We start from the raw sequence: 26,654 nt of genomic DNA, 5'->3' as shown, positions 1-26,654 counted from the left end.
CTGGCCGCGTGGTCCGACGAGTTCGGGCCGGGGGGGGGGGGGGGGGGGGGGCGCGCGGGGGGGGGGGGGGGGCCCCCCCCCCCCCCCCCCGCCGCGGCATGGGCCTCAGTCACACTGACCGGCGACCCGGTCGCTGACGCCGTGAGGAGGAGCCCGCTGTGGACATCGCGGTACGCATCACCCAGCAGGTGGAGGCTGACGCGCTGCTGTCGCGCAGCCCGCTCGCCCTGCTGGTGGGCGCCCTGCTGGACCGGCAGGTTCCGTCCGAGCGGGCCTTCGCGGCGCCAGCGGCCATCGCGCGCCGTCTGGGCCACGACGACCTGGACGCGGAGCAGATCGCTGGCCACGACCCCAAGCGACTCGCCGCGCTCTTCGCCGCGCCGCCGGCCCTGCACGACCACCCCGTGGTCATGGCCCGCCGGGTCCAGGAACTGTGCCGCCACCTCATCGCCCGCCACCACGGGCGGGCCGCCGCGGTGTGGGAGGAGGCGGCCGGCGGCCGGGACCTCTACCGGCGGATCAACGCGCTGCCGGGCTTCGGCCGCCAGAAGGCGCAGATCGTCGTCGCCCTCCTCGGCAAGCAGTACCGTGTGCGGCCCGAGGGCTGGCGTGAAGCAGCGGGCCCCTACGGCGAGGAAGGCGCCTTCCGCTCGGTCGCCGACATCACCGGGCCCGACTCCCTGGAACGGGTCCGCGCGCACCGGCGGCAGGAGGGCCGCACCATGGTCGCCCACCTCACCGCCGACCAGCAGGACATGGTGCCCGCTGGGTGGGGCAATGCGACCATCACCACGGTGACGGGAACCGCCCGGGGCTCAATCGACGCCACCGCCCGGTCGTTCGCCAGGAACGCCACCACGACGTCCCCCTCCGCGCAACCCGCGAGCCCACATCCTGACCCCGCGCCAGGTATGCCGACGTCGCCCTGGGCCCCATAGCCGCCCCACGTCGCGCGTTCTCCTATCTCGCCTGGCCGACCGGACGAGATAGGAGGTGCTGTCAGACGGTCGGCTCTGCCGGTCCGGTTGTCTGCCTGATGACGGCCCGGCAGGCGCGCAGCAGTGCCTCGTCGTACTCGGTGCCGTCGAAGAAGTTGCCGCTGCGGCGGGTGAGGGCGAGTTCGGCGCGGATCCGGGGCAGGGCGGGGGCGGCGGCGGGGCCCATTCGTTGCAGGCATTCCAGGACGTGGCGGGCGGTCGAGTTGTTCTCCTGCCAGCCCTGGAGGAGCACGGGCAGGACGGCGTCGGCTTCGGCCGGGCCGGCGATGTCGTGGATGGCGGCGGCGGCGTGTGTGCGGGTCCAGGCATGGTCGGCTTCGAGTAGTTGCCGCAGGCGGGGCAGTGCTGCGGCGGCCGGTGCACCGACCTGGCCGAGGGCGTCTGCGGCCTCGTGGCTGTTGGTGTCGAGCAGAGTGGTCAGCTGCGGCACGGCATCGGCGGGATCGCCCTCGATGTGCCACAGGGCCGTCACCGCGGCGACGCGCAGCTGCGGGTCGTCGGCGGCGGTGAGCGGGCGGACCGTCCCCAGCGCGGGTGCGGCGCTGGCGCCGAAGGCGCCGAGCGCGCGGAGGGCCGCGGCGGCGGTGCGCCACTGTTCCTGCTCGACAGCGGTGCTGAGGGCCGTGACGAGCGCGGGCACCGCCGCCGGGTCGCCGAGCCGGTTAAGGGCGGCCATCAGGTCGGCGGCGGACCCCCAGGGCGAGGAGAAGTCCGCGTCGGCGAGACGGCGGGTCAGCCTCGGCAGCAGCTCCCCGGCGGCCTGGGGCAGGTGGCCGGCGGCCTGCACGGCCCGCCAGTCGTCGACGCCGGTGTCGAGCGCCGTCAGCAGGCCGGGCAGGGCCCGCTTGTCGCCGAGGCCCGCCAGCGCCGTGACCGCCTCCTGGTGCGCCCGGCGCAGCAGCGGGTGCGGTGTGGCCCAGACGTGGGGGCCGTGTTGGGTGCGGTGTGCTTCGACGAGGGTGGCGAGGGCTTCGCGTGCGGGTTCGGCGAAGGCGGTGGGGAGTTTTCCGAGGGTCTCGGCCGATTCGGCGGCGGTGTAGGGGTCGGTGGGGAGCAGGAGGTCGGCGAGCAGGAGGACGAGGGCGGTGTGGTCGCCGCGTCGGGAGCGGATCAGGTCCCCGGTCATGGCGATAGCGTCGTGGCGCACGGCCCGGTCGGGGCTGCGGAGCTGGGCGGTGAGCAGGGCGGTGCGCTCGGGCACGCGCGTGTCCAGGACCCGGTGGAAGGTGAGCAGCAGCTCGGTGGTGGGGGCGTGGACACGGCCGCAGCGGTCCAGCTCGGCGAACATGGCGGCGATCTGCGACGGGACGCCCTGCTCCCCGTCCCGTTCGGCGTCGGCGCAGGCGCACTGTCCGCAGTCCGCCGGCCCGTCCTGCTCCCCGGGCACGGGCTCGGGCTCGGCCGCCGGTTCGGGGGCGAGCTGGCGGAGCAGGCCGGTCGCCGTCGCGACGAGGTGCGCGTCGATCGCCTCCGGTGTGCAGGCCGCCCGGTGGACGAGGGCGGCGAGCCGGATGTCGGCGTCCAGCGCCGGGTCGGGGGCCAGGGCGGCGAGCCAGGTGGTCACCGGGCCGAGCGCGGCCGGCAGTCGCCGGGCCAGCGCCGCGGCCGCCTCGATGACCAGCAGCCGCTCCGTGGTGCCGCTCTCGGCCGACAGCAGCTCGCGCAGCAGGGCGAACGCCCGGTCGACGTCGTCGAGGAACAGCCCCAGCGCCGGCAGCGCGGCCCGCCGCACCAGCGGGTCGGGATCCGCCGCGTGGCGGACGAAGTCCTCGACACGCTCGCGCAGCTGGGGCACGACCTCCGCGTAGGGCCTCGATTCGTCGCCGGACGAGCTGTAGTAGACGTCGCCGGGGCCGCATTCGAGGGCCGCGCTGCCGATGCTGAGCGCGAGGTGGAGGACGGCCGCGCGGTCGGGCACCTGCGGATCGTTGGCGAGCGCGAGGAGGAACGGCAGGCTCGCCGCCGTGCACCGGTAGACGCCGCCCTGGTGGTGGACCGCGCTGTAGAAGCGGCTGAACGCCGTCTCCCGGACGTCGGGGTCAGGGTCGGCCATCTGCTCCAGCAGCAGCGGGACGTCGTCGGCCGGACCGTAGGCATGGCCCATCGACGACCAGCCGACCTGCTCCAGGCCCTCAAGACTGTTGATCATGAGGGCACGGTGCCACGGGCCACTGACACCACCCCTGGTCGCTTGCCGCCGCACGGACGAGGTGACGGCAGAACTCCCCGTGGGGACGGCGGTCGCCAGCAAAGACGAGGGGTCACCGACGGGCTCCGCCCTTGTACGCCAGACCCCACGCGGACGGGCCGCCGTGGGACCTTCCCAACAGGCCTTAGATGGGCAGGCTCCAGGTGGGGCCGGCCTCGTTGCCGATCCACACGCGCTGGCCGTCGCCGTCGATCGTGATGCCGAAGCCCTCCTGGTGGGGGGCGCCGTGCTGCTGCCATGTCTGGACGGCGGACTCGACCTGGTCCCACAAGCGCAGGGGGCCGCGCTGGGTGACGGTCCATCCGCCGTCGGGGTTCGGTGCGGTGCGGGCGTGGGAGCCGGTGGCGAAGTCCATCAGGATCTGCTGGTCGCCGGCGCCGATGATCTCGGCGGAGGGCGCGGCGAGCTGGGCGACCCACTTGCCGGTCCAGTCGCCCAGGATCGCCGGGTCGATCCGGCTGGGGCGGGTGTCGCCGGAGAGCAGGGTGATGGGCTGGCGCGGTGGCCGGTCGTGCGGACGGGCGACCATGAAGCTGACGTAGCCGGGCAGGAAGCGGCCGCTGGCGCTGCCGGGCCCGGTGACGGTGAGGAGTGCCAGACCGAAGGCGAAGGACCAGCCGGTGATGGTGGCGAGGATCTTCCCGCCGGGCCTGACCTGGTGCAGCCACGGGAGGGGGAGGTGGCGGATCGAGCAGGTCGCGATCAGCCGGTCGTACGGTGCCCTGTCGGCGTGTCCGGCAAGGCCGTCGCCGATGACGAGGGTGGGCGAGTAGCCGGCGGCCTTGAGGGCCTGCGCGGCGCGGGCCCCGACCTGCGGGTCGACCTCGACGCTCACGACGTTGTCCTCGCCGAGGCGGTGGGCGCCGAGGGCGGTGGAGTAGCCGGTGCCGGTGCCGATCTCCAGGACCCGGTGGCCGGCCTCGACGTCGAGCCGCTGCCACATCCCCAGCACGAGGGAGGGCAGGGTGGAGGAAGACGAGGGGGAACCGGCCAGCGGCTCCAAGGCGTCTGGGGGACTCAGGTGGCCGTCGAGCTGGGTGACCAGCGTCTGGTCGCGGTAGATCCCCTCCAGCCGGCCGGGCTCGCCGTTCAGGACCGGCCGGTAGGCCGTAGGCGCGCTGCCGGGCACGGGCAGGAAGTACTCGGGGACGAACAGCTCGCGCGGTACGGCGGCCGCGGCCGCGCGCCAGGCCGGGTCGGTGAGGGCGCCGTCGGCGGTGAGCTGGTCGACGAGGGCGGCGCGCAGTTCGGCGGATGAGCTCACGGGGTGGTGCCCTTCTGGAGTCGGTCGGCCAGGGCCTCGGCGATCAGGTCGGTGATCGGCGGCGGGAAGAACGCCCACTGGCCGTTCGCGTTGCATTCGAGGAACGTCCAGTGGCCGTCGTGGTCGACGGCGAAGTCGAACGCGCCGAAGACCAGACCGAAGGCGGCGAGGTAACGGGCCACGGCGGCGGCGACGTCGTCGGGCACGTCGATCCGGGTGTAGGTCACGAGCTCCTGGCGGCGGCGCCAGTCGAGGTCGGGGCTGTCGATCCGCACCGCGAACAGGCGCTCGCCAACCGCGGTGAGGCGCACGTCGTACGCCTTGTCCACCTTGGCCTGGAACAGGTGCGGGCAGGCCGCGACCGCGTCGGTGATCTCCTCCGGCCGTACCTCGGACACCCACACCTGCGCGGCACGACCGTCGTCGCCCGTGTAGGGGCTGTTCCACAGCGGCTTGTAGACCGTGCCGCCGGGCTGCGCCGCGCAGAACGCGCGGGCCTGGTCCGGGTCGGTCGTGATGACCGTGGCCGGCACGGCGAGGCCCGATCGCAGCGCGGTGTCGAGCTGGGCCGGCTTGTGCTCGGCCTCGCGCACCCTCCAGGGGTGGTTCACGTACTGGGCGCCGGGCAGCGCCGAGAGGATGCCGCCGACGCCCCAGTGGGCCTGGGAGCGGGCGAATGCCGCGTCCTGCCCTTCCATCCCAGCCGGCGCCCGGTACACGGAGGGGCGGCGGTTCCAGACGGAGCGGACGCGGCCGAGGTCCAGGCTGCGACTGGCGGTGGTGAGGGTGCCGCGCTGGCCGTGCGTGTCGTAGCGGGTGGTCAGCGCGGCACCCTGGTGGAGATCGACCCCCGGATCCGTGCGGACGACCGGTACGCCCCGCTCGGCCAGGATGCGCAGCACCACGTCCGCCGTGACGTCGTGGACGTTGGTCAGCACCAGCACGGCCGGCGGCCGGTCTCCGGCCATCAGCCGGTGCCCTGGTCCTGGTCGTTGGAGGTGATGCTGTCCGAGTCGGTGGGCGCGGCATTGCCGCCGCTGTTCCCGTCGCCGCCGCCCTGGCCGGTGCTGGTCGGCGTACTGGAGTCGGTGCTGGTCCCGTGCGCTCCCATCTCGGCCCGCCGGCCCTCGTGGTCGAAGTAGACGGCGACCTGGGTCTGCGGGTCGATCACCGCGGTGAGGCCGAGGGCGGGTGCGGTGTCGGGATAGGGCCTCATACGGGTGGTGCCCCACGGCGGTTCAGGCGATCGGGTCATCCCGGCGTACCTCCCTCACAGGCCGCGGCCGAGCGGCCGGCAGCCTAACCAGGCTTCCACACTGAGTAGTTGAAGGAATGCATACCGTACGATGCGGGTCATCCGCCAGAGGACCAGATACGACGACGGGGCGAGTAGCAGCGGGCGGATACGGAGGCCGGGGCGCAGCCGTCCTGCGGTACGCCGCGCGGAGGCGGACGTGCGACGCCGGACGGATGGGAATCCGCAGATCACCGGTTGCGTGCGGCAGCATCGGGCGGCGACCGGTTCGTCGGAAGGGGCATGACTCGCCGATGCTCCGTCGGTTTCGGAACTGCCCTGCGCGGCTCGCTGGACCAGTTCACCGCCCCCACCGTCCCGACGGCCAGGCAGCCGGAGTGGCTGCCCAACACCGCATTCCAGGGCGTCGTTGAGGAGTCACGCTGCCTGGTCGAGGCCTGCATGGAGCGGGTAGCCGCCTGGGAGGAGAAGGTGCTGTCGGTGGACTGCGACGAGCTGCAGGAGATCGCTTCGGAGGCCCGGCGGGAGGGGCGCAGCCCCGTTGCGGCGGTCGACGCCGTGGTGCGGGCCGCTCTGGAAGACTTCGTGCAGTGGGAGGAGGAGCTGGCGGGTCAAGCACGGTGCCGTATGTCTGGCCGACAGCCCGGGCCCCCGTGGCCGGCCAGCGGTTCCGGTCGGACTTATTTTGACGGATCCTCAGCGTCCCAGCGCGGCGGGCAGCTCTTCCGGCATGATCAGTGGATGGAACGAGTTGTTGATCTTGACGAGGCTGCCCTTGAGATCGAACGGCGGAGGGGCCGCTGGGAGGATGCCGGGCTCACCGTAGAGCCGGTCACCTGGCGCGATGAGGCACAGGAGTGGCCGCAGCAGCTGATGCCGGACCGGGCTGCAGTTGTGGATGCCGACTCCCTTGGGATCGTGCTCACCGGCCTGGGAGGCGAGCTGTCCGTGGTGTTGTTCAGGGGCGGTTGGACCGATTCGGACTACTTCGCCGGGCTCGACGACTCTGGCGCCCTGCCCACTACTGCCATCGGTTCAGCGGCGGCCTTCGGTGACCAGCTCGACTCCTACGTGGCCAGGGTCTTCGGACCTCTCGCGGGGGCAGCCGTGTGATCGACCTCGACGCCGTCTCCGCTCACCACGGGTCCGGCCCGTTCCTCCAGCGGTGGTGCACCGCCCCAGCCCCCGCGGTGCCTGGCCCGTGGGCTGCGGGTTGGCGGGTGTCGCCCTTCTCCCGGACCGGGTGTAATTGTCAGTGCCTCCTGATCTCCTTGCGTACACGATTCGTCACGCTTCGGATTCGGAGGATCCCATGCGCATCATCCGTCGTACCTTCATCGCCGCCGTGCCGGCCCTGGCCCTCGCGGTCATCGGACTCGCCCCGGCCCACGCCACCACCATCCGCGCCGGGGACTACGTCTGCGTCGGCGGCTCGCCCGCCCCTCGGCTCGTCAACAACAACATCGAGTGGTACGCCGAGGTCACCTGCGACGGCGACGGCTACGGCCCCAAGTGGGTCGAGGCCTCGCTGGAGCGGGCGAACTGCGACGGCGACTTCTGCACGTTCTCGCGTGTCATGGGCCCGCTGCGCAGCAGCGGCCACGATGACTTCACCCGGGTGAGCCGGGTGAGCAGCAACGCCGACTGCCGGGCGGCGGAACCGCCGCGAATCGCCAAGGGCAAGTTCCGTGTGTCCGCGGACATCTTCAGCGACGGCGGGGCCAAGCACGAGACGGGCATGTCCGACGTCGCCGAGTTGCCCTGCGCCTGACCGGTTGACGGGCCGGAGCGGCTGCGCGCGCCGCTGCGGCCCGTCCTCTACGGTCGCAGGATGACCGATCGGCCCGTTGTCATCCGCCCTCCGCAGACGCTCCTGGACGAGCCCCGGAGGCGGCTGTCGCACGGGGGCATCCTGGACACGCCGGCGGGGCTGTTCACGGTGCTCGTCTTCGAGCACCAGAGCCCGCCGGCGCGCGCCGAAGCGACGCCGTCGTGGACCGTCTACCTGACCGAGCCCGGGGCCCGGCACGCCGTGCTCGCGCTTGCCCGGGCCCTGCCCGCCCCGGACCACAGCGTGCACTTCGTCGCCTGTTCCTTCGGTCCCTTGCCGGACCCGGGCCGGCTGGTGCTGGTCGTCCAGCACCGCGATCTTCCACACCCGCGGACTGTCGACCTGCGGACGCCGCCACCGCGCGGGGGCGCGGCCGTGTCCTGGCTCGCCGTTCCGGGGCCCCTGCCGGGTACAGGAACGGAACCGGCACGGGCCTGGCACAGCGGACTCCTCAGGACGCCTTCCCTGGTGTTCACCCACCTGGAGGCCAACACTGTTGGCCCGGACACCCTCGCGACACCGGAGTGGGATCTCTCGCCGCACCGCCCCGAGAGCCGACCCAGGCCGCTGGCCGCGGACTTCACACCCAGCCGGCTCCTCCACGGCACCGCCACCGGCGGCGACCGGTTCTCCAGCTACGACGCCGTCTACGCTGCGCCGGAATCCGGCGCACCCTTCACCTGGACCTGCGCCCCTCTGGGGCTGTTTGCCAACGCAACCACCGCAGGGGTGGCCCCGGGGACCTGAACGCGGCCGCCTGCCCGACGCGGGCCGTCCCTGACGTCCGGTCGGCACTTGCTTGGCCGGCCGCTGCTACGGCGCTGTACGGAGCCTGCGGACTACCATCGGGTAGCCCCCACTTCGAAGGAATGTTCATCCATGCGCCCTGCCCGCTTTCAGCAGCTCCTGCTCTCCGCCGCCGAGTCTCTGCCCGGTGCCGCCGCGAAGACCTTCGATGCGGTAGGTGGCAGCAGGCAGCCGTACGGCGTGCTCATCGACATTGGCGGGAGGCCGAGCCGCTGGCAGATCGTGGTGGTGAGCGCCCCTGGGGAGGCGTGGGGCGACCACCCGGACCAGGAGCCGGTGCTGGGTGAGAAGCCCGTGGGGCCTGCGATGCCTGCGGAACTGAGCGACTTGGCGGCGGTCGAGCACGGGCTCGTCGCCGCGCTGCTGGCCGCGGACCCGGGCGAGATCGCCGCCGTCGAGGTGTACTCCGCGCGGCCGGTGCCACCGGCGGTCGGCCACGGCGCCACGATCGACCTGCACGACGGGTCGAGGATGTTCGTCAACCACGTCCGCTGACCGTGCGGCTGCGCCCCGCCCCGGAGTTCCAGAGCATGGCGCGCAGCCGCAGGCCGGGGGCTTCGCTTCGCGGGCGGCCGGTCCTCGTGCAGGCGATCTCGCCATGGGGTGGCGCGTTCCCCGGTCGGAGGCGGAGGACGGTCAGGTGCACCCTGGTGGTCGAGGTCGCGGCGCGCGGTGTCGACCACCAGGGTGTGCGACTAGGACCGGGTGAGCAGGACCGGGCCGACGCCGAGCCAGCGGCCGACGTCGATGGTCGGCTCGGCGCGGGGCCTGCCGATTGTGGACCAGGCGGTGTCGATCAGTCGGCGCAGGCCGTCCCGCTCGGTCTCGGGTGCGCGCACCCCGTCTCGGACGTCGGCTTCGACGGGTCGCAGCGGGTAGACACCGATGGTGATCCGGCCCCGGGTGTGCTTGGTCAGGTGCCGGTTCCCGATCCAGAACCAGTCGGAGCAGTCGTATCCGGCGCCGAGGGCGGCCCGGTCGGTCCGATCGCCGAGCGGGTGGCCTCCGATGGTCCGCGCGTTGTCGATGCGGGTGCAGCCCGGTGCGCGTAGGCAGGCAGAGCGGCATATGACAGAAGCGTGCGGTGGGTTGAACGATTGTGACCGGTGGTGTGCAGGTGACGGGAGGCGATGCTCGTAGATATGAGGACTAGCCGCATTTCTGCCCGGATCGCCTCACACTCTGTGCGCGCGGCGGGTTACTGTCCGACACAAACGAAAAGGGGCCCCGGGGTAGAGGTTGGTCGCCAAGCCGCCGGGGTCCCTACTCGCCAACCGTCCGAACACCCTGGAGGAGCCTGTGATGCTGCCTGCCCTGGGCCGGTCCCGGCGTGCCTGCACGCGCCGGAAGATCGGTCGCCTCGACGCTACCATTTCCGCCCGTTTCGTTGGCCAAACGCGAAAAGCCGGGGCCGCAGGCGTTGACCTGACGGGCAATCCGCGGATTCTCGCCTTCGTCGCCTCGGTGGTGCAGGTGATCCTGCTCATCAGCACGGCCGCGGACCTGCAGGACACCCATGACCTTCTCCGCCTGGGGACCGCTCTGATCTGGGCCGTCACCAGCACCGGCCCCGCGAGGCGGAAGCCGGGGGCCCACCGGAGGACCTGACGGCCGCGCGGACGATGGCGCACGGCGTCGGCCGCTGCGCCTCGCGCCGCTCGGATTTCCCCCCGGCGGACGGGCTGGCCCGGCCGCCGGGGGACCGTTTCCCCTCCCGTTCCGGTCCCGGTGGTGCTCTCCGGGGCCGGCCTCCGGCACGGAGTCCCTCGTGAACCAGATCCTGCGCTGCCGTTGGTGCCGGCGCACCTTCACCCGACCTCAGCGGCTGGGCCGTACCCCGTCGTACTGCCGTGCGCGCTGCCAGCAGGAGGCGGAACGTGCCCGCAAGGACGCGCCGGCCGACCGCTCGCTCGACGACCTCGTCAGTACCCTGGCGCGCGAGCACCTCGCGCTCGCACGGCAGCTCGCCCAGACCGCTGACGCGGTGGCAGTGGCGGAGGCCGACGAGGACGTTCAGGCCGTCCTGGGCCTGATCCAGGAAGCCGAGGAGAGTCTTGAAGATCTCCGGGCGCACGCCGTGCTCCAGGCCCGCACCCGCAAGCTCCCCTGGGCGGCGATCGGTCAGCTGACCGGCTGGGCCGCCGGAACGGCGCGCCGGCGCTGGGACGAGGCCTACGCCGCCCGTCGCCTCGCCCAGCGGGAGGCCCGTAGTCAGCGTGTCCAGCCGGCCAACGGGACGATATCCGGGCCCGCCACCCAGCCCGGGACGACGCCCGCACCCTCGGGGACAGGCCATCGCGCACCGGAACAACGCCAGCGCTCGATCTTCAAGCAGGTCCCACCCGCGGAGCCGGCCGCCGCCCCGGTCACGGATGCCGCCGAGGCGACGGATCCCGCCGACGCGCTGCAGCCGGTGGCCGCGGCCAAACTTGCGAGCGCCCTGTCGTGCTTGCACCGCCGCTCCCGCCGTTCCTCCCGCGAGTTGGCCGCCGATGCCGGGGTGTCGCCTTCCTTCATCAGCCGGGTGCTCGCCGGCGAGCGGATCCCCTCCTGGCCGGTCGCCGACGCCCTGGTCCGAGCAGCAGGCGGAGTGCCGGCCGACATCAGGCTCCTGTGGGACGCCGCCCACGGCATCCTGCCCGAGCGCCCGTTCGTCGCGACCCCGCAGGTCGCGGCCGAGTTCAGGGCATCCCTTGCCGCGGCGATGCGCGGCCTCCACCTGGCTGCCTTCGCCCCCGACCCCCTGACCATCAGCGACATCTCCCGAGGACGCGTGAGCCCCGAGGACGCGGCCGGACTGCTCACCGGCGCCCGCGTACCGGACTGGCCGGCCGTTGAGGCCGTACTGGAAGTGCTGCGCGCGGACCCGGACTTCGTGCTGCCGCTGTGGGAGCGCGTGCAGCTGGTGCACCGCCACCACCCCTACCACGCCGGACCGCCCGCCGACGCCTTCGGCTGACCGAGAGGACACCGTGCCCCGCTCCTCGGACACGCCACGAGGCCCGCACCACCCGGCCCTGGGCGTCGCCACCCTGCTGGAGTCCCACTACCACCACTACCTCGACTACGCCCGGCTGCTCCTGCCCCCCGACCAGGTGCACCCCGCCGTCTGCGCCGCCGCCGCCCAGGCCGCGGCCCGCTGGCAGAATGTCCTGGCCGCGCCGGACGCGACGGCCGCGCTCTGGAGGCTCTTCCGCGCCGCCCTGGTCGCCAGAGCCTGCCCGCAAGCCCTGGCCCCGGTCGCCCACCTGACCGCCGGCCAGCAGGACCTGGTGCTCATGCGTCATGCGCTGGGGTGGAGCGACGCGACCATCACCACGGTGACGGGAACCGACCGGTGCGCGATCGAGGCCGCCGCCCGGTCGTTCGCCAGAACCGCCACCGCAACGGACCCCTCCTCGAAGCCGTGACGAGCCCATGCCTGATCCCGCACCGGGCACCCCAGCGCCCTCCTGGCCCCGCCCTCGACCGCGAAGCGGACCGGACACCACCACCCGACGAAAGCCTCAGCCCGAGCGTGACCACCACGACCTCGGGCGGTCCCGGCGGTTCGCTGGCCAACACGCCCGCCACGGTCGTTGCCAGGCCGTACCGGAATCCACCACTCTTGGATCCGGCCGTCAGGCGGCCGCGCCGAGCGGGAATCCGGCCTTCCTCCCGCATCCCCCGGCCGAAGCGTCCATCGACGCACCCCCGATCACCAGCGGCTCAACCCCACACCCTTGACCAGCACGCCGGGCCGGCGGCGTCCAAGGGGAACACCATGCCCACGACCAGCCGCGTCCGCCATCGCGCCCGTCGGCGTTCGGCACTCACCCGCGAACCCCACCAGCAGGCGGTCCGCGAACTCACCGCACTGGGCCCCGCCGCTCCGCTCGTCCCATCCGCCGCAACCGCGGCCCAGGAACAGCTGGAATGGTGGCTCCTCCACACCACCGCCTGGCCCCCGGAGCCCGTCCCCGTACCACTGGGCATCGAGCGTGTCACGCCGCGCATCGACGGGCTCGACCTCCACCTCACCGATGACAGCCGCTACCTGCGCTGGTTCACCCGTGTGGTCCTGCCCACCGTCAAGGACGGCGCTGTCCACGGCATCCCGGGCCTGCGGGTCGTCCTTGACCACGGGGGCGCCCCCGTCCTGCACCTCGCGGGCACCAACGCCCAAGTGCGACTTCGCGGCTTCCCCGCGGCTCTGTGGCGCGACAGCGTCGACGCGGCACGCGAAGACTTCGCCCTGTCAGGGTTCCGTCCACTGTGGACCGCCCCCCTTGAGGCGACGACCGCCCCCGAAGCCGAACTCGCGCCGTGGTTCAGCCCCGACGCCGGACCCCCTCCCTTCCGCATCGCCAGCGCCCTGCTGCGCCGAGTCGGATTGTTCGCCGCCGCGGGCACCACAGCCTGCCTCACCGGCTGGACCACCTGGGGCAAATTCAGAGAAGGCTGGAAGTTCGACTTCGAGTTCATCCCTGGACACCGCCCCGACCACGACCGCCTGCTCAGCATGCTCACCGACCCCGACGACGGCCTGCCGCTGCGCATCACCGCACGCAGCTGCAACAGGTGCCCGGGACCGGAGGCCTCGTGCCGGGTGGACCTGGTGGCCACGGACGGGACGCCGGGCAGGGTCACCCTGCTGTTCCGCGTCACGGAGGAGGAGGTCGTACGGGCCTGGGAGCAGCGTTGGCCGACGGCTTTCGCACGGATCCGTGCGGCTTGGGGTGCGGGGGGAGTGCCCAGGCACTGAGAGGGGTCTCGGCTCGACGGCCGTCCGCTGCGCCTGCTGGCCCCGGGAGCTCCCCAATTGGGGAGCTCCCGGGGCCGTCCTTCTCGGCGTTCGCCGGGTTGGCCGGGTGTCCTGCGGCTGCCAGGCCACCGTGCTCGGCGGCCAGTTGCGGCGGTGCGGTCCGGAGTGTGCGAGGTCAGGACGGGTCGGCAGCGGGGGAGTACACCCATCCGACGAACGGGTCGTAGTCGACCTGGCCCGACTTGACCAGTGCGTCGAGGGCGGCGGCGATCCGGGGGCCGGGCAGGTCGAGGGCTTCGCCCAGACTCCCCCGGGTCACGAGTTCTTCGGTGCCGGCGGCTTGCAGGTAGTCGCGGACCTGGTCCACCGGGATCGTCTCCCGGAGGCGCGTGGGTGGGTCGACGAGCGCGGTGAGCGCCTTGGCCACGTCCGCGGCCCACGGGGCGAGGTTCGATCGGGGCTGCGGAGTTGGACGGTAAGCAAGGCGGTGCGCCCGGGCACGCGTCCAGTACCCGGTGGAAGGTGGTCAGCAGCTCGGTGGTGGGGGCGTGGGCGCGGCCATGGCGGTCCAGGTCGGCGAGCACAGCGGCGATCTGCGGCGGGACACCCTGGTCCGGTGCCGGTTCGACCTCGGCGTCAGTGTCGGCACAGGCGCACCGTCCGCACTCCTCCGGCCCGCCCTTCTCCCCAGGCAGGGGCGCGGGCTCGGCCGCCGGGTCGGTGGCGAGCTGCTGGAGCAGACCAATCGCCGTCGGAACGAGGTCCGCGTCGATCGACTCCGGCGCGCAGGCCGCCCGGTGAACGAGGGCGCCGAGCCGAGTGTCGGCGTCCAGCTCAGGCTCGGCGGCCAGGGCAGCGAGCCAGGCCGCGGGTCACCGAGGCCGCGCCGTGTCGCCGGTCGGGCTTTCGCGTTGGGAAGGGCATGACGACCACGACGCTCGACACCGTGACCGCGGGCTGCCGCCTGTGCGGCCACATCGGTCCGACATGGTCGGCCGATGCCGATCGGGCTGACGTCTGCCTGACGATCGCCGACCATGTCCGCGACGAACACAGCGATGTTGACCTGCCGGACCTACTGCTGGCCCTGACTCCCCGCCTCATCGATGGCAGCGTGACGTCCCTGACGGGCGAGGATGTCCGCGACGTGATCACCCGCGTCAACGCCAAGCGCGTGTACCCGCCGGCCGCCTGATACCAGCCCGGTGAGGCGGTCCCGTCCTCCGGTGCCGGGCCCGGCCTGGGCCGTGGCAGGATTTCGGGCAGGCCAGGTCAGGTGGCGGGACGGGTGTCGGCGCCTGCGCGCGGGGCCGACGGGACGGCACCTGTGCCAGCTTGGTGGGCCTCGGCCAGCCGCTCTGCCGCGCGCAGCGGCACGCACCGTCCGCAGGTCCGGCGGGTGCACAGCGCGGCGGGTTCCTCTCGTGACCAGCCGCGTCGCCTCCAGCGTTCGACGGCGCACTCGGAGTCGGGGCGGGGCTGCGGGACCAGGCCCAGTGCCCGGCGCGCGGCCGCCCGCGCCCCTGCGAGTGCGCCCGGGTCCTCGGGGTTCTCCAGCAGCTGCAAGGCGAGTCCTAGTTGCCGTCGGCCTTCGAGGAGTTCGGGGACGTCGCCGATGGGCATGGCAGGGCCGCGGGCGAGGTCTGCGGCGATCTGCTCGTCGCGCCAGGCCAGGAACGCGGGGTCCTTGCGGGGGTCGTACCAGCTCATGGTGCCGGTATCGGCAGGCCGCCTGTCGGGCTTGAGGAGCCGTGTGCCGGGCACTGCGGCCGGGCTTTGCCGGTCGGTCTGGCGGAGCTGCTTCGACGGCTGGCCGACGTGTCGGTCAGGTCATCGATGGAGCCATGTCGACGATCTCGGAGAGCGGGTCTCCGAAGGTCGCCCACCTTCGGAGGGCGATCTGGTTCACCAGTTGTATGCGGTGTTGGGCGGCGAACTTCCGTGCCGGTTCGGAGAACCTGCCGTTGGTGATCATCACGGCTATGTCCGCCTGGTGGTGGGGTCTCGCGGTTCCATTGAAGCGCTGGAGGTCAGGAGTGCCGATCGTGCGCGATGTCGAGGTGTGCTTGGCCTGGAACACGACCCTGCGCTGGTCAGGCGTGACTGCGGTGACGTCAGCGCCCAGGTCTCCCGGGCCTCCTTGGGCCCGGTTCACGCTCAGTCCGTCACGTGCCGCTAGGTCGGCAACGAGGGTCTCGAAGTCGCGGTAGCTGAACTCGGCGATCGCGTCCAGGCCGACAGACGACCCGCTGGTGAGGTAGGTGATGCGGCGGTTCGCCGTCAGCGCCTCGCCGTGCACGGCCTCGCGGTGGTCGGACAGGATCTGGTCAAGCCGGGAGTGAGCGGCTTCAACGTCCCTGCTCATCTTCGCGAGGGCGACCACCCGCGCCGGACCGTCCGCCCTTCGCGGCGCGGTCTGGTCCACCGGTACGAGCCCGAAGTCCTCGGCCATCTCATCCCACACGTCGGCGCACGCGTCCACCGCCTCCTGCGCGGCGTTCCGCTCTTGGATCAGCGCCCACCACCGGCAGCGTTCAACAGCGTGCACCTCCATCATCCTCATCGGCAGCGCCAACCGGTCGCGGCCCGGGTGCTTCCCGCCGTCGGCCTGCCTCTTCTCCTCGGCCACCCGGTCCCGGTAGCCGACCACCGCCTGGTAGACGTCACGCAGGAACTGCCCCTCGACGCTAAGGGGTCCGTTGCCCAGCAACTCGCGGCGGCGCTGCTCGCGGAGGGCGACGACGTGCATGTCGGTGCGGTGGTCGGCGAGAAGGGCCGCGAGCCGCTCGGGGCTGTGGTCGGTCCGGTTCCAGACGTCGTCCAGGCACTCGGCGGGGGAGGGATCCGCGGGTGTCCGGTCCGAGAACTTGTGGATCGGGTCGATGCCGAAGTCCTGGCTCATGCTCTTCCAGGCGCCTGCGCAGGTGTTGATCCCCTCCCGGATGACCACCTGTTCTGCTTCCAGGGCTTCGATCAGCTGTTCCAGGCTGCGCGTGGTGGCTTGGCGAACCTCTTGAGGGGTCCGGTCCATGGCATCGGACCAGTCCGCGCGCAGGCGCCGCCGGGCGTCCTTGATCTCGTGCTCCACCTTGTCCAGCTGCTCGCTGAGGCGGTGGTAGGTCTGGCGTAGGAGCCATCCCTCGGTTGTCCATATCCAGGCGGCAAGGAGGTCATCGTGGTCCGCCGCCGCGATCAGCCCGCCCATCGCCTTGCGGAGCTCGCGGCTGTTGTACCGGGTCGGAACGATCTTGGCGGTTCTATCGATGATCACAGAACAGGAGAATATCCGCAGGTCATGACAGGTCCTGTGGACTCCCGCAACAGTCAGGACCGGTTCCGCAGCCCCGGCCGAGGTCAAGGCAGACCGGTCCCCCAGATGCCGGTGCGTGTCGGCACCGGGCACCGGCGCCGCCCGCGCACTCGCCCTCCTGGCCCCCGGCCGGTCAGTACCGCAGGAAGTAGCCGTCCTTCTTCGCCGCCTGGATCGCGGCGGCGGCCGGGCTGTCGAGCCCGGCCGGGACGTGCGGGTACACGTAGTCGAGCAGGTCGTACGCCCCGGCGTCGTCGCCCACGTTGCCGACGACCGCGCAGACCGGGCTGCCGTGGCGGCCGGCCTCGGCCCACAGCCCGGGCCAGTCGGGATGCTGGTCGGTCACCGTCGCCGCGCAGTTCTGGCACGGCTGCTGCGGCTCCCAACCGGTCAGCGCCCCGGCCGGGCGGGCATCGGCGGCCCGCACCACATGCCCGACCCGCTGCTGGGCCCCGTCGCCGAGAAGCGACCGGTCGCAGCAGGGCCCGAACTCGTGCTCAACGCTCACCCAGACGCCCGGCCAGTGGGGGTGGCGGTCGGTCACAGCCATGCCGCATCCGGCGCAGGCCTGCGCCGCCAGGCCGTGTGAGCGGAATAGCGCGAAGGTCTGAGCGGACACGGCCGCACTGTAGCCTCCGCCGGCTGACCGGCCCTCGGTGAGCGGTTCGAGGTCGTACAGGGGCAGGTCCTTCTCCGCCAGGCCTACGTCCTCCCACGTCGCCAGGCCGGCCACGGGGAGGTTCTGCGTCCAGCCGATCCGCGGCACCGTGGTGGTCGACGGCCGGTGGACGACTTCGAGCGCCGGGTGGCGGTGTGCCTCGGGCGTCGAACCCGGCCGGCTGCACGTACGCCGCGATGTCGGGGCCGACCACCTGGCCCCAGGCCAAGCCCTGGACGGTGAGCCGGGAGCGGTCGATCTGGGCGAGGTCGGCCAGGAGCACGTCGCCGAGCAGCTCGGGCGCGCTGCCGCGTGGACGACGTTGCTGCGGCGGAACCGCCCCCGCGGGGTGGCCGAGATGGCGGAACCTGGCCTGTCGGCGGTAGGTCCGCAGAAGACGCGTGGCCAGGTCAAGGCCTGACGGCATCCCCAGGCCCCTGGTGCGGTAGGCGCTGATGCATGGCAGACATCATCCCGTGAATCCCCCGTCCAGCAGACCGACTTGATCGATGACCGTGCCACGGGTTGTCCCGGCAGGCCCGCGACGGTGCCCTCGCACGCACCCCGGAGCACCGTGGCGCTCTCCCCGGTGGTCGCTGCCGCGGGAGCCTTTCGCGTGGGCGGTCCGACGACGGCGGTCCCGGTCACGGGCGCCCCGGAATCCGGGCTGGCCGGCCGGCCCACATCCCGCGTACCGCGTCCAACCGCTCCTCCAGGAGCCACCGCGCGCTCCGCTGCCGAGCCTGCGCCGCGGCCCGGTCCCCGGCCGCCCGGGCCCACTGGCGATCCGCGTAGCGCTGCTGCTCCGTTTCCCAGGCCTGTGCGGCCTCGGCATCGGCGGTCGAGGTCCGGGCCAGGAAGGCCAGTGCCTCCTCCCGGATCTTCTCCGCCATCACCTGGGCGGTGAACCGGTTGCTGGAGGCCACCCCGTGAGGGTCCGCCAGTCCCTGGTCCTCGGCCTCGCGTACGGCCTCGCGCATCGCCGCCGTGAGCTCGCCGTTCGCCTGGTCGAAGACCTTGCGGCAGCTCCGGTGGTCGCGGAGGTCGGCGCGGAAGGCGAGCGCCAGGTTGACGTACTCCTCGACCACGGCCTGCGTCTGCCGGGCCGTCGCGCACGACGCACACAGACCCCGCGCCAGCGCGGCACCGCAGTCGGCACACGGAACCACCCGGGCTTCGGCCTCGTGCCGAGCGGCCCGCTCGGCTGCCTCGGCCTCCCGGCGCAGACGGGCGCCCAGCTGCGCCACGTGCTGCTCGGCAGCCGCGGTAGTGCGGGCGCTCAGGTGCTGCTCGATGAGCCGGCGGCGGTCCTCGAAGGACAGCTCGGGCGTGGCCAGGACGACGTCGCGAACAGCCGCCCGGCGTCGCGCTCGCTTGGCCGCCAAGGCCTCGGTGCAGCCTTCGCACATCGTGCCGGTCGCACTGTGGAATCCGTCGTCGCAGGCCCGGTGTCCGCACTGCCGCCGTTGGGGCAAGCCCCTTCCGAGCAGCCAGGCCACCGCGTCGCGCACGCCTGCGGGACCGCCCTCGGCGTCGAGGCGCCGCTCCAAGCGCCGGTGCAGGGCCCGCAGGGCGCCTTCGGGCTGGGTCCAGCCGGCCAGCCGGTCGAGCTCCCGGGCGACGGCCGCGAGCACCAGCTGACGAGGGTGGTCCCTGGTGATGCTCAGCCACAGCGAGGTCACCGGTTCCAGCCCGGCCGGGACCGCGGCAGAGCGCGTCGGCAGGCAGTCGGTGGCCCCGAAGGTGCCCGTCCCCTGGGTGTTCGAGTGCGTCGTGACCTGCTGTTCCCCGCGCAGCGGGCCAGCGATGACAAGCCGCAGCGCGGGCACGCCAGCAACCTGGGCATCCTCGCGCGCACCCGCGCGCTCCGGCCGACGGTGGGTCACCCCAACGGCGCAAGCGCCGGACAAGCCACCCACCTCCTCAGCACAACCACCAACACCAGCCACCAGAGCGTGGGGAGCGTGGAAGTCGGCACTCTCAGAATCCGCCGGACCGTCTACACCGTCTGCCATTTCCGCAGGTCGCGGGCCTGCCGGGCCGACAGTGGGCTCCTGCGACCGACCAAGATCCCCGTCGGCACTCTCCGGAGCCGACGAAGACGCGGCCTCGGGCTCACGGGAGTCCTCCGATTTCGCGCACGCCTCAGCGGCGGGCGGCTCGACCGGCTCTACCGTCCGCTTCGCCGCCCGGCGCACCGTGCCGCCGGGGGCCGGCTTCCTCGCTGCCGCCCGGACCTCGGCACGCTTCTCGGCGACCGGCAGCAACCGCACCTTGCCGGTCGGCACACCGTTGCCGCCGTCCTCCAGCTCCACCTCGACCAGGCCCTCCGCCTGGAGCCGCCCCAGCACCCGGCCGGCCAGCACCGGCGAGACCTTCGACTGGCCGCCGCGCAGCAGCAGGGCGAGCGTGGCCGCGCCGCGGCCCAGCTCCGGGGCCTTCAACGAGCCCGAGCACAGCTTGAGCCAGCCGTCCTCGCGGCACGACAGGACCAGCAGCAGCAGAGCGAGCCGGTCGGTTGCCGCCCCGTGCCCCCGGCGATCCCGCTCGGCCAGCAGGCCCGGCGGGATCGCCGGCTTGCCCGTCGGCTCCCACCCAGGCCCGAACAACGCCTCGCACAGCCGCAGCAGGGTGGCCAGCTCATCGCGGGTCAGCGCGAGGGGATGCCGCCGGTCGCGGGCATGGCGCACCCGCGCCACCGCCTCCAAGCGCAGGTCCAGCGCGACCACGTGCCCGTCCTCGTTCACGTGCTCGCGGGTCTGGACCGCGCCCCGGGCCCGCAGCGGCGGGAGTACCTTGTGGCTGACCATGGACACGCTGACGCCCAGCCAGCGGGCGAGCTCACCCGACCAGAGCGTGGTCACCCCCCACTCCACCGAGCCCTTGGCCAGCAGCACGACCGCCGCCAGCCGCGCCGCATCCGGCAGCCCGACGACCGACTCGTCGGCCAGCAGCGCCCGTACCGCGGCCTCCAGCCGGACACGCATCGGCTCGCCCAGCAGCAGCGCCTCCGGCGACTCCCGCTGGCTCGGGACAGCACGAAGCCACCGGCGACCCGCCGCCGGACGAGGCCCGGGAACGGGAGGACGGGACGCCAAAATCGCGTGCGCGCTCACCGGACACCCCGAGGGGCGGCCGACAGCACCATGCGACACGCCCGCACAGCCGGGAAGGCCGAAAACGGACGGTTCTGCCGGCATGCGGGAATGCCGGACTGGATTTGGGCAGCACTGTGCTGCATCATGGCCCTGTTCTCCTGGGAGGTCATTAGGAGGGCATGCGAAAGCCCCGGTGGGGCTGAGCTGGTTCTGGTGAACCGAATGAGGTACGAGGCGACAGGCCCGTGGCAGGGCGGTCCCTCACGAGGACGATCTGGGCGCGACACCGGCTGCTACCGGTCGAGCTCCCGGGCGGCGCCACCGCAATACCTCCCTGCAAGGAGGACAAGCGGATGGAGGCGCCGCCCCCGCAGGCCTAGGTCATCCCCACCCCCACACGCCGGCCGCCCGCAGCGGCCACAGCGAACCGCTCGCTCCTGACGACACGGAACGAGACGCAACCCGATCGGATCAAGCCCTCAACACGGGCGACACGCGAACGGGTGACCCCTGCCGAGCGGACAATGCCACCGAACAGGGAAGACATGGACCAGTACTCGGCCGCAGCGGCCGGGCACGGTAGTGAGCCGCGCGACATCGGCCGACGACTATTGCGCCGGCGGGCCGTCCAACGGGTACGCTGGATCACAGCGCACACCTCCTCTAGCTAAAGGTGTAGCTACCGAGCCAGTCGAGCCGCTACCACACAGCTCCTGGCTCACCGGCCCCGGGCAACCGAGTCCGGCGGGACTTCCACAAATTCCCCGCCGCGGATGCTGCGGGGCCTCACCTTTTGCGTCTCGCACCGTCCAGCGGGGCTTCCACCCCCCACCAGCCAGTAACGGTCCGCACCTGATCCTAAACCCACCGGAGCCCACTGCGGGCATGCCCTTGCACTGCGATCACTCGTGTGTCGGGCTTGACCGCTCATCACACCGCCTGCCGCAGGAAGCGGTAGTACAAGGTGAGTGCGGCGTCCGTTCCCCTGCCGACCGCAGTGGCGACCCGCTGGCCGTCCCTGGCACACAGGTCACCCGCCGTGAGGACGCGCGGATGCTGAATCGCAGGAGGGCAGAACCCGTCCTCGCCAGCCGCCAAGCCCGGCAGCGACGTCGGCACCGTGCCGACGTTGGTGACCACCGAATCGGCCTCCACCGTCTCCTGGGAGCCGTCGGCCAGCAGGACGTCCAGCTCGAAGGGCCCCGAACCGGTCACGCGGACCGCCCGCACCGGGTGCAGCTGCACACGTGGATCCGCGCGCACTTCGTCGACCTTGTAGGTGTCTCGGGCAGGGTGACAGACGGTGAGTTTCTGGTCGGTGTCCCGGTGAGTCCGAAGCCATGTCCCCAGAGGCCTGTCCCCGCCCAGGACGACGGTCAGGGCTCCGAGGTCCGAGGGTGACGTGCCCGTGAGCTGGGGGAGGGCCTGCGCGCACGTGATCCACGGGACCTCGGTGGCCTCCGCCGTGTGCACGCCGGTCGCTGCCACCAGCAGTTCCCCCACCACGCTGGTGCCGTCCGACAGGACGGCCCGGACCTCGTTCTCGCCGGGTTCGACCCTGACTACGCTCCCCTGGAGGTAGGAGCAGTGGACGTCCAGCCCGGCCAACGTCTGGCCGAGGGCGCGGGCGTAGCTCAGGCCGTCCGTCCAGCCGGGCCAGTTGGCGAGGTGCCCGATACGCCAGAGCGTGCCGCCGGGAACTGGTGACGGATCAATCAGCAGCGAGGTCATGCCGACGCTGGCCGCCGTAGTGGCAGCCAGGCAGCCCGCAGGGCCGGCGCCGACGATGAGCAGCTGGGTCGTGCGGGTCACTGGAGCCCTCCTGCGGAGAGTGTGCGGTGGACGTCGTCGGCGGTGAGGAGCAGGTGCCCGCCGAGGTTCCGGCGGGCAAGGAGGAGGGCTGCGTCGTGGTACTCCAGTCCCCCGGAGGAGGCGCACGCGTCCGTCACCAGCCAGGGGGTGATGTCGTACTGGTAGGCGTCGGTCGCGGTGTCCAGCACGCAGCTGTCGGTATCGATCCCGCAGAGGAGTACGTCCGTCCACCCCTTGGTGCGGAAGAGCTCCAGCACACCGGGCGCCTTGAAAACGCTGGACGTGGTCTTCTTGACGACCTGGGTGGCAGCGGCTGCCAGAGGCGCCAGTTCCGGGGCCAGCGCCTGCTCCTGCGGCGAGCGGAGGCGTGTCCAGCCGCTGATCCGCTCGTAGTGCGAGCCCTCCGCATTGGCGAAGGTGGCGATGATCGTCGCCCCACCGCTGAGCTGCCAGGCCTTCACCAGGCGGGCGATCGTCGGCACGACGTGCTCGCTCGACTCCCGCACGAACCCGGCCTGCACGTCGACGGCTACCAGGACGGCAGAGTCCTGCCGCACCTCGGCGAACCGGGTGGTCACGAGACCTCCTTCAAGGCACCCCATGCGTCCTGCAACCGCTGGGACAGGTCGTTGGTACCGATGACTGCGGCACGCAGTGCCCGGTGCTGAGCGCTCTCCGTCGGCCGGGCTGACACCAACCTGCTGTGCGCACCCCGGAGCCAGCGCCATCCGAACGGCGTCGGCAGCTCGGGATCGAGTCCCTCCTCGACCAGGCGCAGCAGGTGGGCGGACAAGGCCCACAGCGCCTGGGTGTCGAGCTGCAGAGCCACGATGTCGTCGATGGACAGGGCCCGTTCACCGACTTCGGGCCGGTAGGCGATGCCGGACCAGCCAGCGACCCCGCGTGACACCGCGCCACGGAACATGACGGACTCGGGGTGTGCCCACCGCTCGGTGAACCGGTGGCTCTCGACCTCGGCGCCCAAGGGAACCGGGTTGGAGTCGTCGGTCCGATCCACGAGCACCGATGGTGTCGCCAGCAGTTGCAGCGCGGTGTCTAGGTCGGCACCGTGCCATGGGTGTGCCCCAAGTTCGTAGACCGACAGTACGTATTCCGGCACCGGGATGCCCCGTGCTGCTCCGCCGGTCTGCCGGTTGACGAGGTCCGCGAGCAGGCCTCGAACCAAGTCGCGATTCTGGCCGTACGAACGGTAACGCCAGAGGGCCAGTTCGGTAAGGCTGTTGAACGTCAGCTGCTCGCTGAGGTGTGCGACCGCGATGCCGAACTTGAAGATGTGGATCGAGGTCCTGGTCCCGGGGACCGCGAGGATGCGTTGCTCCAGGTCCGCCGGGCCGCAGGGGTGCGAGTCGGCAATCTGGAACAGGGCACTGGCATCAAGGCCGAGGTGAACAGGCAGGAACTGGTGCGAGACCACGGTGAAGCCGGAGCCGAGAGCCCGGACTTGGGGACCTGCGAGGTCCTGGTGAACCCGCGCGAGGAAGTCGCTCCTGTCCTCCGCCGGCATCAGGTCTAGTACACGGTCGAGGATCTGCTGCGTCTCGTGGGTGCACACGACGTTCCGTCCTCCCTTCCGCCAGTTCGTCACGGTGGCCGGGTTGACGCCGAGGCGTGCCGCGAACTGTCTTACGGACATTCGGAGCCAGCGCTGCAGCAGCGTCGCTTCATGGCCGGTCCACTGATCGATAGCACCCACGTTCCCACTCCTTCCGTGCTCTGTCCGTGGACACCCGCACACCGGTCGCACGCTGTACGCACGGGAGCCCATCACGCGCAGTCACTGTTCCCGATCATCCTGGTGATGGCCCCACGGAGGGGTGCACACCGGCATCGGGGAGGCTACGCAGGTTGTCCGACACCTCGGAGTTCGTCGATCTCCTGCTGGAGCTCGACAACTCGTCGTTCGAGAGCGGCCAGCCGCTCCTCGGTGGTCGGCGGCCGGTCTGCCGAGACGTCAGACACGAAGGCGCCGAGCCCCTGAACCGTGACGACAAGGCCCTTGTCCTTCAACGAACCGACGGCCTTCTGCGCGGTGCCGATCGCGACGCCGTGCATGCTGGCCAGCTCCTTGGCGCTGGGAACCTTGCTTCCGGGGCGCAAATGGCCGGATCTGATGTCGGCGAGGATCGCGTTTTCGACGCGTCGGTAGGGCTGAGGCTCGGTCATGCCCGTCATGGTAGCCACCTCCTCACGTAAATGACATAACCCAGGTTACTTGACGATGACTAGGTGACCTATGTAAGTTGATGGAGGCAACGGGGGGAAACCCCCGCAGAACCAACCGTCCGCGGCTTGCCGCGGAGGGCAGACGCTCTTGCGTCGGGGTTGATAGCTCCATCGAAATCCCCCGACAGCATCTGTCCTGGAACAGCGCTGATGCGCTGTCCGCTCCCTAGGACTCGGCAGCAGCCGGCCTCGGTGGCGGAGAGAGCATCACGTCCCCTCGTCACTCCAAGCTAAGGAGTTTCCGATGGCCCCCTCGACCGACGTCGCCTGCAAGCGCAAGCGCCGCACTCGCACGAAGAACATCAGCGCTCTCGCGCCCCTCGCCTTGTCCTCCCTGCCGAACAACCAGATCGAGCTGACCCCGGGCGCCGAGCACCTCGTCTGCCCCGCCTGCAAGACCTGGTGCCCGATCACCGGCATGGGAGGCACGACCCCGAAGTTGGTCCCGCACCACACCGACCCGGCCGGCACCCTCGACACCCGCTGGTGTGCCAACACCAACCGCCGCATCACCGCCGACCTCACCGTCGAGCGGTGGGCGGCGCAGCGGGCGGAGGTGGCCGCGGAGGCGGGGGCTCGTCGGCCGACCAGGGTCCTGCGCAAGGTCCCGACGCCGGCGGTTCCGGCGCTCTCCCAGCTCCGACCCGCCGAGCCGACCGCCGATTCCGCCCGAGCGGCCTTCGAGCAGCACCGCGTTCGCTGCTCGGTTTGTGCCGGTGAGGTCCGACGGTGCCGGGATGGGCAGCGCCTGTACGTGGAGTACCTCTGGAGGCAGAACCAGGAGCCAAAGCGGCTGCGTGAGCAGGCGGTCGAGCGGGCGGCACGGGGCGTCGAGGAGCGGGCCCGTACCAGGACCGCTCCTGCCGTGCGGGCGAAGGCCTGGAAGGACGTCGGCCGCGCGGTCGACGAGGCCGACACCGCCCGCCGCGAGCCGCTGGCCGGTGCACGTCCCCCGATCCGTGGCATCGAGGTGCCCGAGGGCGATCGCCCGCTGCCCCAGGGCCGCTCCGCCGAGCAGACGCTCGCGAACAACCCGGTGCGCAAGCGCCGACCCTCCTGAACCGCGGAGCACCGGGTTAGTGTCCCGGCCCGCTCGCAGCCGACCTGGACGACCCTCTAACACGCCTTCATCCGCCTGCGGCGGGCCCGGGACCGGGCCCGCCGCTTCGCATACCCCCGGGAGATCAACCGTGCTTCACGCCCGACTGCCCCGACGCGTTCTGCAGGACCTGCTGGACAGGACCGTCGCCCTGGAGGTGTGGGCCGGACGCTCGACGACGTATCGCGGGCCGGCCCGTACGCCCACCGAGAGGCAGATGGTTGCCGACGCCAGCCCCCTACAGCACGGCCTGCGTTGGCGGGGCGGCCACCACCCGGCCGTGCCACCTGGCTGGAGGGCCGCCTCCGCGGTGCGGCCGACCGCCTGACCGTCGCCGTCCCTGCATTGCCCCGTCGTCACCACTCCCGCCCCGCAGGGGTGACGACGGGGGACGGCAGGAGCCGCCCCTGGGAAAGCCGAAGGCCTCGGGATTTGCCCTCCCGAGGCCTTCGAGTACGCCGCCTATGAGAGAGGCAACGACCTTGCTGCACAACATCATTGCACGCCGCGACCTCACCCTCGCCCCGGGTGACAGCGACCCGGACGCCGACGAGCTGCTGCGCCGGGCCCTGGAGCGCCGGGGAGGTGGCCAGCGGTGACCTCCGTGCCCGACCTGGCGGTCGTCCGCAGCCTCGCCGGCGGGAAGCCGGTGCCCAAGTCCGACAAGCCGAAGGGCGGTACGGGATGAACGCGACCGCCTGCGGTGCCGGGACCGCGCAGGGCCTGACCGGGCACGACCCGGTCCTGCCCTCGCCCCGCCCCGGCCTCTACCTGCGGCAGTGCCCGGGCGGCGTCGTCGCGCACCTGACCGCCGACCAGGACACCGTGCACACGGTGCGGGCCCTGGCCCTGACCGTCCTGGTCGCCCACGGCGTCGACCTGGAGACCGCGCAGTCCGCGCAGCTGGTCCTGTCCGAGCTGCTCGGCAACGCGATCCGGGCCTGCGGCGAGCACGTCCCGCTGGTCGTGGAGGTCTACCGCTCCCGGGGGATCGACGCGGTCGTCGCGGTCCACGACCCGCTCGCCGACACCGCCCCGCGTCGCACCGACACCGCCCCCGACAGCGCCGAGGCGGAGTCCGGCCGCGGCCTGACCCTGATCGACATCCTCGCCCCCGGCTGGACCGTCGAGCCGTCCCCGATCGGCAAGCAGATCCGCTGCCGCGTCCGCGCGGCCAGCTGACCGACCGCCCCTCCCCGCGCGCCCGCTGCGCCCCGGACGCCCCGGCGGGGGGGGGGGCGGGGGCCCCCCCGCGAAACCCCCCCCCGGGCGCGGGGGAGGGCCACCCCCCCCCCCCGGCCCCCCCCACGCCCCCCCGCGCGGGG

The 26,654-nt window shown here is 72.3% G+C and carries 26 protein-coding genes and 1 pseudogene; 13 read left to right on the top strand and 14 right to left on the bottom strand.

Annotated elements, in window-relative coordinates:
- Positions 1 to 158 precede the first annotated feature (158 nt).
- A pseudogene (locus tag ACFXOZ_RS19370) lies at positions 159 to 710 on the top strand (HhH-GPD-type base excision DNA repair protein); the annotation flags it as partial.
- Between the two features lie 289 nt (positions 711 to 999).
- On the opposite strand, the gene ACFXOZ_RS19365 reads toward ACFXOZ_RS19370, so the two are convergent.
- From ACFXOZ_RS19365 to tgmA, 4 genes are all read right to left on the bottom strand, one after another.
- Positions 1,000 to 3,147 carry a HEAT repeat domain-containing protein gene (locus ACFXOZ_RS19365; RefSeq protein ID WP_380591638.1) on the bottom strand — a complete coding sequence of 716 codons (2,148 nt, stop codon included), beginning with the start codon at positions 3,145 to 3,147 and terminating at the stop codon, positions 1,000 to 1,002.
- Positions 3,148 to 3,331: 184 nt separating this feature from the next.
- The gene (tgmC, locus tag ACFXOZ_RS19360) at positions 3,332 to 4,471 is read right to left on the bottom strand and encodes an ATP-grasp peptide maturase system methyltransferase (RefSeq protein ID WP_380591636.1); all 1,140 of its coding nucleotides are present in this window, start codon (positions 4,469 to 4,471) and stop codon (positions 3,332 to 3,334) included.
- Positions 4,468 to 5,439 carry an ATP-grasp ribosomal peptide maturase gene (tgmB, locus tag ACFXOZ_RS19355; protein ID WP_380591635.1) on the bottom strand — a complete coding sequence of 324 codons (972 nt, stop codon included), beginning with the start codon at positions 5,437 to 5,439 and terminating at the stop codon, positions 4,468 to 4,470. Before tgmB ends, tgmC begins: the two co-directional genes overlap by 4 nt.
- Positions 5,439 to 5,726 carry a putative ATP-grasp-modified RiPP gene (tgmA, locus tag ACFXOZ_RS19350; protein ID WP_380591633.1) on the bottom strand — a complete coding sequence of 96 codons (288 nt, stop codon included), beginning with the start codon at positions 5,724 to 5,726 and terminating at the stop codon, positions 5,439 to 5,441. Before tgmA ends, tgmB begins: the two co-directional genes overlap by 1 nt.
- 282 nt (positions 5,727 to 6,008) lie before the next feature.
- On the opposite strand from tgmA, the gene ACFXOZ_RS19345 reads away from it, so the two are divergent.
- The 4 genes from ACFXOZ_RS19345 (at position 6,009) to ACFXOZ_RS19330 (ending at position 8,859) form a co-directional block, all read left to right on the top strand.
- A complete protein-coding gene (locus ACFXOZ_RS19345) occupies positions 6,009 to 6,839 on the top strand; it encodes a hypothetical protein (protein WP_380591631.1) in 831 nt (276 codons plus the stop codon).
- A 199-nt stretch (positions 6,840 to 7,038) separates the two neighbouring features.
- On the top strand, positions 7,039 to 7,497 hold the full coding sequence (locus ACFXOZ_RS19340; protein WP_380591629.1) for a hypothetical protein: 459 nt from the start codon (positions 7,039 to 7,041) through the stop codon (positions 7,495 to 7,497).
- A gap of 60 nt (positions 7,498 to 7,557) precedes the next feature.
- Positions 7,558 to 8,304, top strand: a complete 747-nt coding sequence (locus ACFXOZ_RS19335; protein WP_380591627.1) for a hypothetical protein — start codon at positions 7,558 to 7,560, stop codon at positions 8,302 to 8,304.
- A 132-nt stretch (positions 8,305 to 8,436) separates the two neighbouring features.
- On the top strand, positions 8,437 to 8,859 hold the full coding sequence (locus tag ACFXOZ_RS19330; protein ID WP_380522441.1) for a hypothetical protein: 423 nt from the start codon (positions 8,437 to 8,439) through the stop codon (positions 8,857 to 8,859).
- Between the two features lie 200 nt (positions 8,860 to 9,059).
- Here ACFXOZ_RS19330 and ACFXOZ_RS19325 read toward each other — a convergent pair whose 3' ends face one another.
- Positions 9,060 to 9,203, bottom strand: a complete 144-nt coding sequence (locus ACFXOZ_RS19325) for a hypothetical protein (protein ID WP_380591625.1) — start codon at positions 9,201 to 9,203, stop codon at positions 9,060 to 9,062.
- A 463-nt stretch (positions 9,204 to 9,666) separates the two neighbouring features.
- Between ACFXOZ_RS19325 and ACFXOZ_RS19320 the strand changes: the two genes are divergently transcribed.
- The 4 genes from ACFXOZ_RS19320 to ACFXOZ_RS19305 all read left to right on the top strand — a co-directional run bounded on the left by ACFXOZ_RS19320 (position 9,667) and on the right by ACFXOZ_RS19305 (position 13,108).
- Positions 9,667 to 9,972, top strand: coding sequence for a hypothetical protein (locus ACFXOZ_RS19320; RefSeq protein ID WP_380591623.1), 306 nt, complete (start codon positions 9,667 to 9,669; stop codon positions 9,970 to 9,972).
- A gap of 160 nt (positions 9,973 to 10,132) precedes the next feature.
- Complete coding sequence (locus tag ACFXOZ_RS19315) at positions 10,133 to 11,323, top strand: helix-turn-helix domain-containing protein (RefSeq protein WP_380591621.1); 1,191 nt, start codon at positions 10,133 to 10,135, stop codon at positions 11,321 to 11,323.
- A gap of 13 nt (positions 11,324 to 11,336) precedes the next feature.
- Complete coding sequence (locus tag ACFXOZ_RS19310) at positions 11,337 to 11,774, top strand: hypothetical protein (RefSeq protein ID WP_380591619.1); 438 nt, start codon at positions 11,337 to 11,339, stop codon at positions 11,772 to 11,774.
- Between the two features lie 353 nt (positions 11,775 to 12,127).
- Positions 12,128 to 13,108 carry a hypothetical protein gene (locus ACFXOZ_RS19305; RefSeq protein ID WP_380591617.1) on the top strand — a complete coding sequence of 327 codons (981 nt, stop codon included), beginning with the start codon at positions 12,128 to 12,130 and terminating at the stop codon, positions 13,106 to 13,108.
- A gap of 175 nt (positions 13,109 to 13,283) precedes the next feature.
- On the opposite strand, the gene ACFXOZ_RS19300 is transcribed toward ACFXOZ_RS19305, so the two are convergent.
- Complete coding sequence (locus ACFXOZ_RS19300) at positions 13,284 to 13,535, bottom strand: hypothetical protein (protein WP_380591615.1); 252 nt, start codon at positions 13,533 to 13,535, stop codon at positions 13,284 to 13,286.
- A gap of 495 nt (positions 13,536 to 14,030) precedes the next feature.
- Here ACFXOZ_RS19300 and ACFXOZ_RS19295 point away from each other — a divergent pair, with 495 nt between their 5' ends.
- The gene (locus ACFXOZ_RS19295) at positions 14,031 to 14,303 is read left to right on the top strand and encodes a hypothetical protein (RefSeq protein WP_380591613.1); all 273 of its coding nucleotides are present in this window, start codon (positions 14,031 to 14,033) and stop codon (positions 14,301 to 14,303) included.
- A 77-nt stretch (positions 14,304 to 14,380) separates the two neighbouring features.
- On the opposite strand, the gene ACFXOZ_RS19290 is transcribed toward ACFXOZ_RS19295, so the two are convergent.
- The 8 genes from ACFXOZ_RS19290 to ACFXOZ_RS19255 all read right to left on the bottom strand — a co-directional run bounded on the left by ACFXOZ_RS19290 (position 14,381) and on the right by ACFXOZ_RS19255 (position 24,170).
- Complete coding sequence (locus ACFXOZ_RS19290; RefSeq protein WP_380591611.1) at positions 14,381 to 14,818, bottom strand: hypothetical protein; 438 nt, start codon at positions 14,816 to 14,818, stop codon at positions 14,381 to 14,383.
- 115 nt (positions 14,819 to 14,933) lie between these two features.
- Positions 14,934 to 16,379: a restriction endonuclease gene (locus tag ACFXOZ_RS19285; RefSeq protein WP_380591609.1), complete on the bottom strand. Its 1,446-nt coding sequence runs from the start codon at positions 16,377 to 16,379 to the stop codon at positions 14,934 to 14,936.
- A gap of 172 nt (positions 16,380 to 16,551) precedes the next feature.
- Positions 16,552 to 16,968 (bottom strand): hypothetical protein, encoded by a 417-nt coding sequence (locus ACFXOZ_RS19280; protein WP_380591607.1) that lies wholly within the window; start codon positions 16,966 to 16,968, stop codon positions 16,552 to 16,554.
- Between the two features lie 752 nt (positions 16,969 to 17,720).
- Positions 17,721 to 20,063: a hypothetical protein gene (locus ACFXOZ_RS19275; RefSeq protein WP_380591605.1), complete on the bottom strand. Its 2,343-nt coding sequence runs from the start codon at positions 20,061 to 20,063 to the stop codon at positions 17,721 to 17,723.
- Positions 20,064 to 21,104: 1,041 nt separating this feature from the next.
- On the bottom strand, positions 21,105 to 21,986 hold the full coding sequence (locus ACFXOZ_RS19270) for an FAD-dependent oxidoreductase (protein WP_380591603.1): 882 nt from the start codon (positions 21,984 to 21,986) through the stop codon (positions 21,105 to 21,107).
- The gene (locus tag ACFXOZ_RS19265; RefSeq protein ID WP_380591601.1) at positions 21,983 to 22,564 is read right to left on the bottom strand and encodes an isochorismatase family cysteine hydrolase; all 582 of its coding nucleotides are present in this window, start codon (positions 22,562 to 22,564) and stop codon (positions 21,983 to 21,985) included. The genes ACFXOZ_RS19270 and ACFXOZ_RS19265 overlap by 4 nt, the downstream gene beginning before the upstream one ends.
- Positions 22,561 to 23,700 (bottom strand): XRE family transcriptional regulator, encoded by a 1,140-nt coding sequence (locus tag ACFXOZ_RS19260; protein ID WP_380522416.1) that lies wholly within the window; start codon positions 23,698 to 23,700, stop codon positions 22,561 to 22,563. The genes ACFXOZ_RS19265 and ACFXOZ_RS19260 overlap by 4 nt, the downstream gene beginning before the upstream one ends.
- 143 nt (positions 23,701 to 23,843) lie before the next feature.
- Complete coding sequence (locus ACFXOZ_RS19255; RefSeq protein WP_380591599.1) at positions 23,844 to 24,170, bottom strand: GntR family transcriptional regulator; 327 nt, start codon at positions 24,168 to 24,170, stop codon at positions 23,844 to 23,846.
- 304 nt (positions 24,171 to 24,474) lie between these two features.
- On the opposite strand from ACFXOZ_RS19255, the gene ACFXOZ_RS19250 reads away from it, so the two are divergent.
- From ACFXOZ_RS19250 to ACFXOZ_RS19240, 3 genes are all read left to right on the top strand, one after another.
- A complete protein-coding gene (locus ACFXOZ_RS19250; RefSeq protein ID WP_380591597.1) occupies positions 24,475 to 25,290 on the top strand; it encodes a hypothetical protein in 816 nt (271 codons plus the stop codon).
- A 503-nt stretch (positions 25,291 to 25,793) separates the two neighbouring features.
- Positions 25,794 to 25,928, top strand: coding sequence for a hypothetical protein (locus ACFXOZ_RS19245; RefSeq protein WP_380522413.1), 135 nt, complete (start codon positions 25,794 to 25,796; stop codon positions 25,926 to 25,928).
- A gap of 85 nt (positions 25,929 to 26,013) precedes the next feature.
- Complete coding sequence (locus ACFXOZ_RS19240; RefSeq protein ID WP_380591595.1) at positions 26,014 to 26,511, top strand: ATP-binding protein; 498 nt, start codon at positions 26,014 to 26,016, stop codon at positions 26,509 to 26,511.
- The last annotated feature ends 143 nt before the right edge of the window (positions 26,512 to 26,654 follow it).

Origin of the sequence: Kitasatospora sp. NPDC059160, assembly GCF_042755465.1 — a bacterium.
In the GTDB taxonomy this organism is placed as follows: Bacteria; Actinomycetota; Actinomycetes; order Streptomycetales; family Streptomycetaceae; genus Kitasatospora.
Note: the sequence above shows the minus strand (reverse complement) of the source record. Positions and strands in the feature narration are given on the sequence as shown.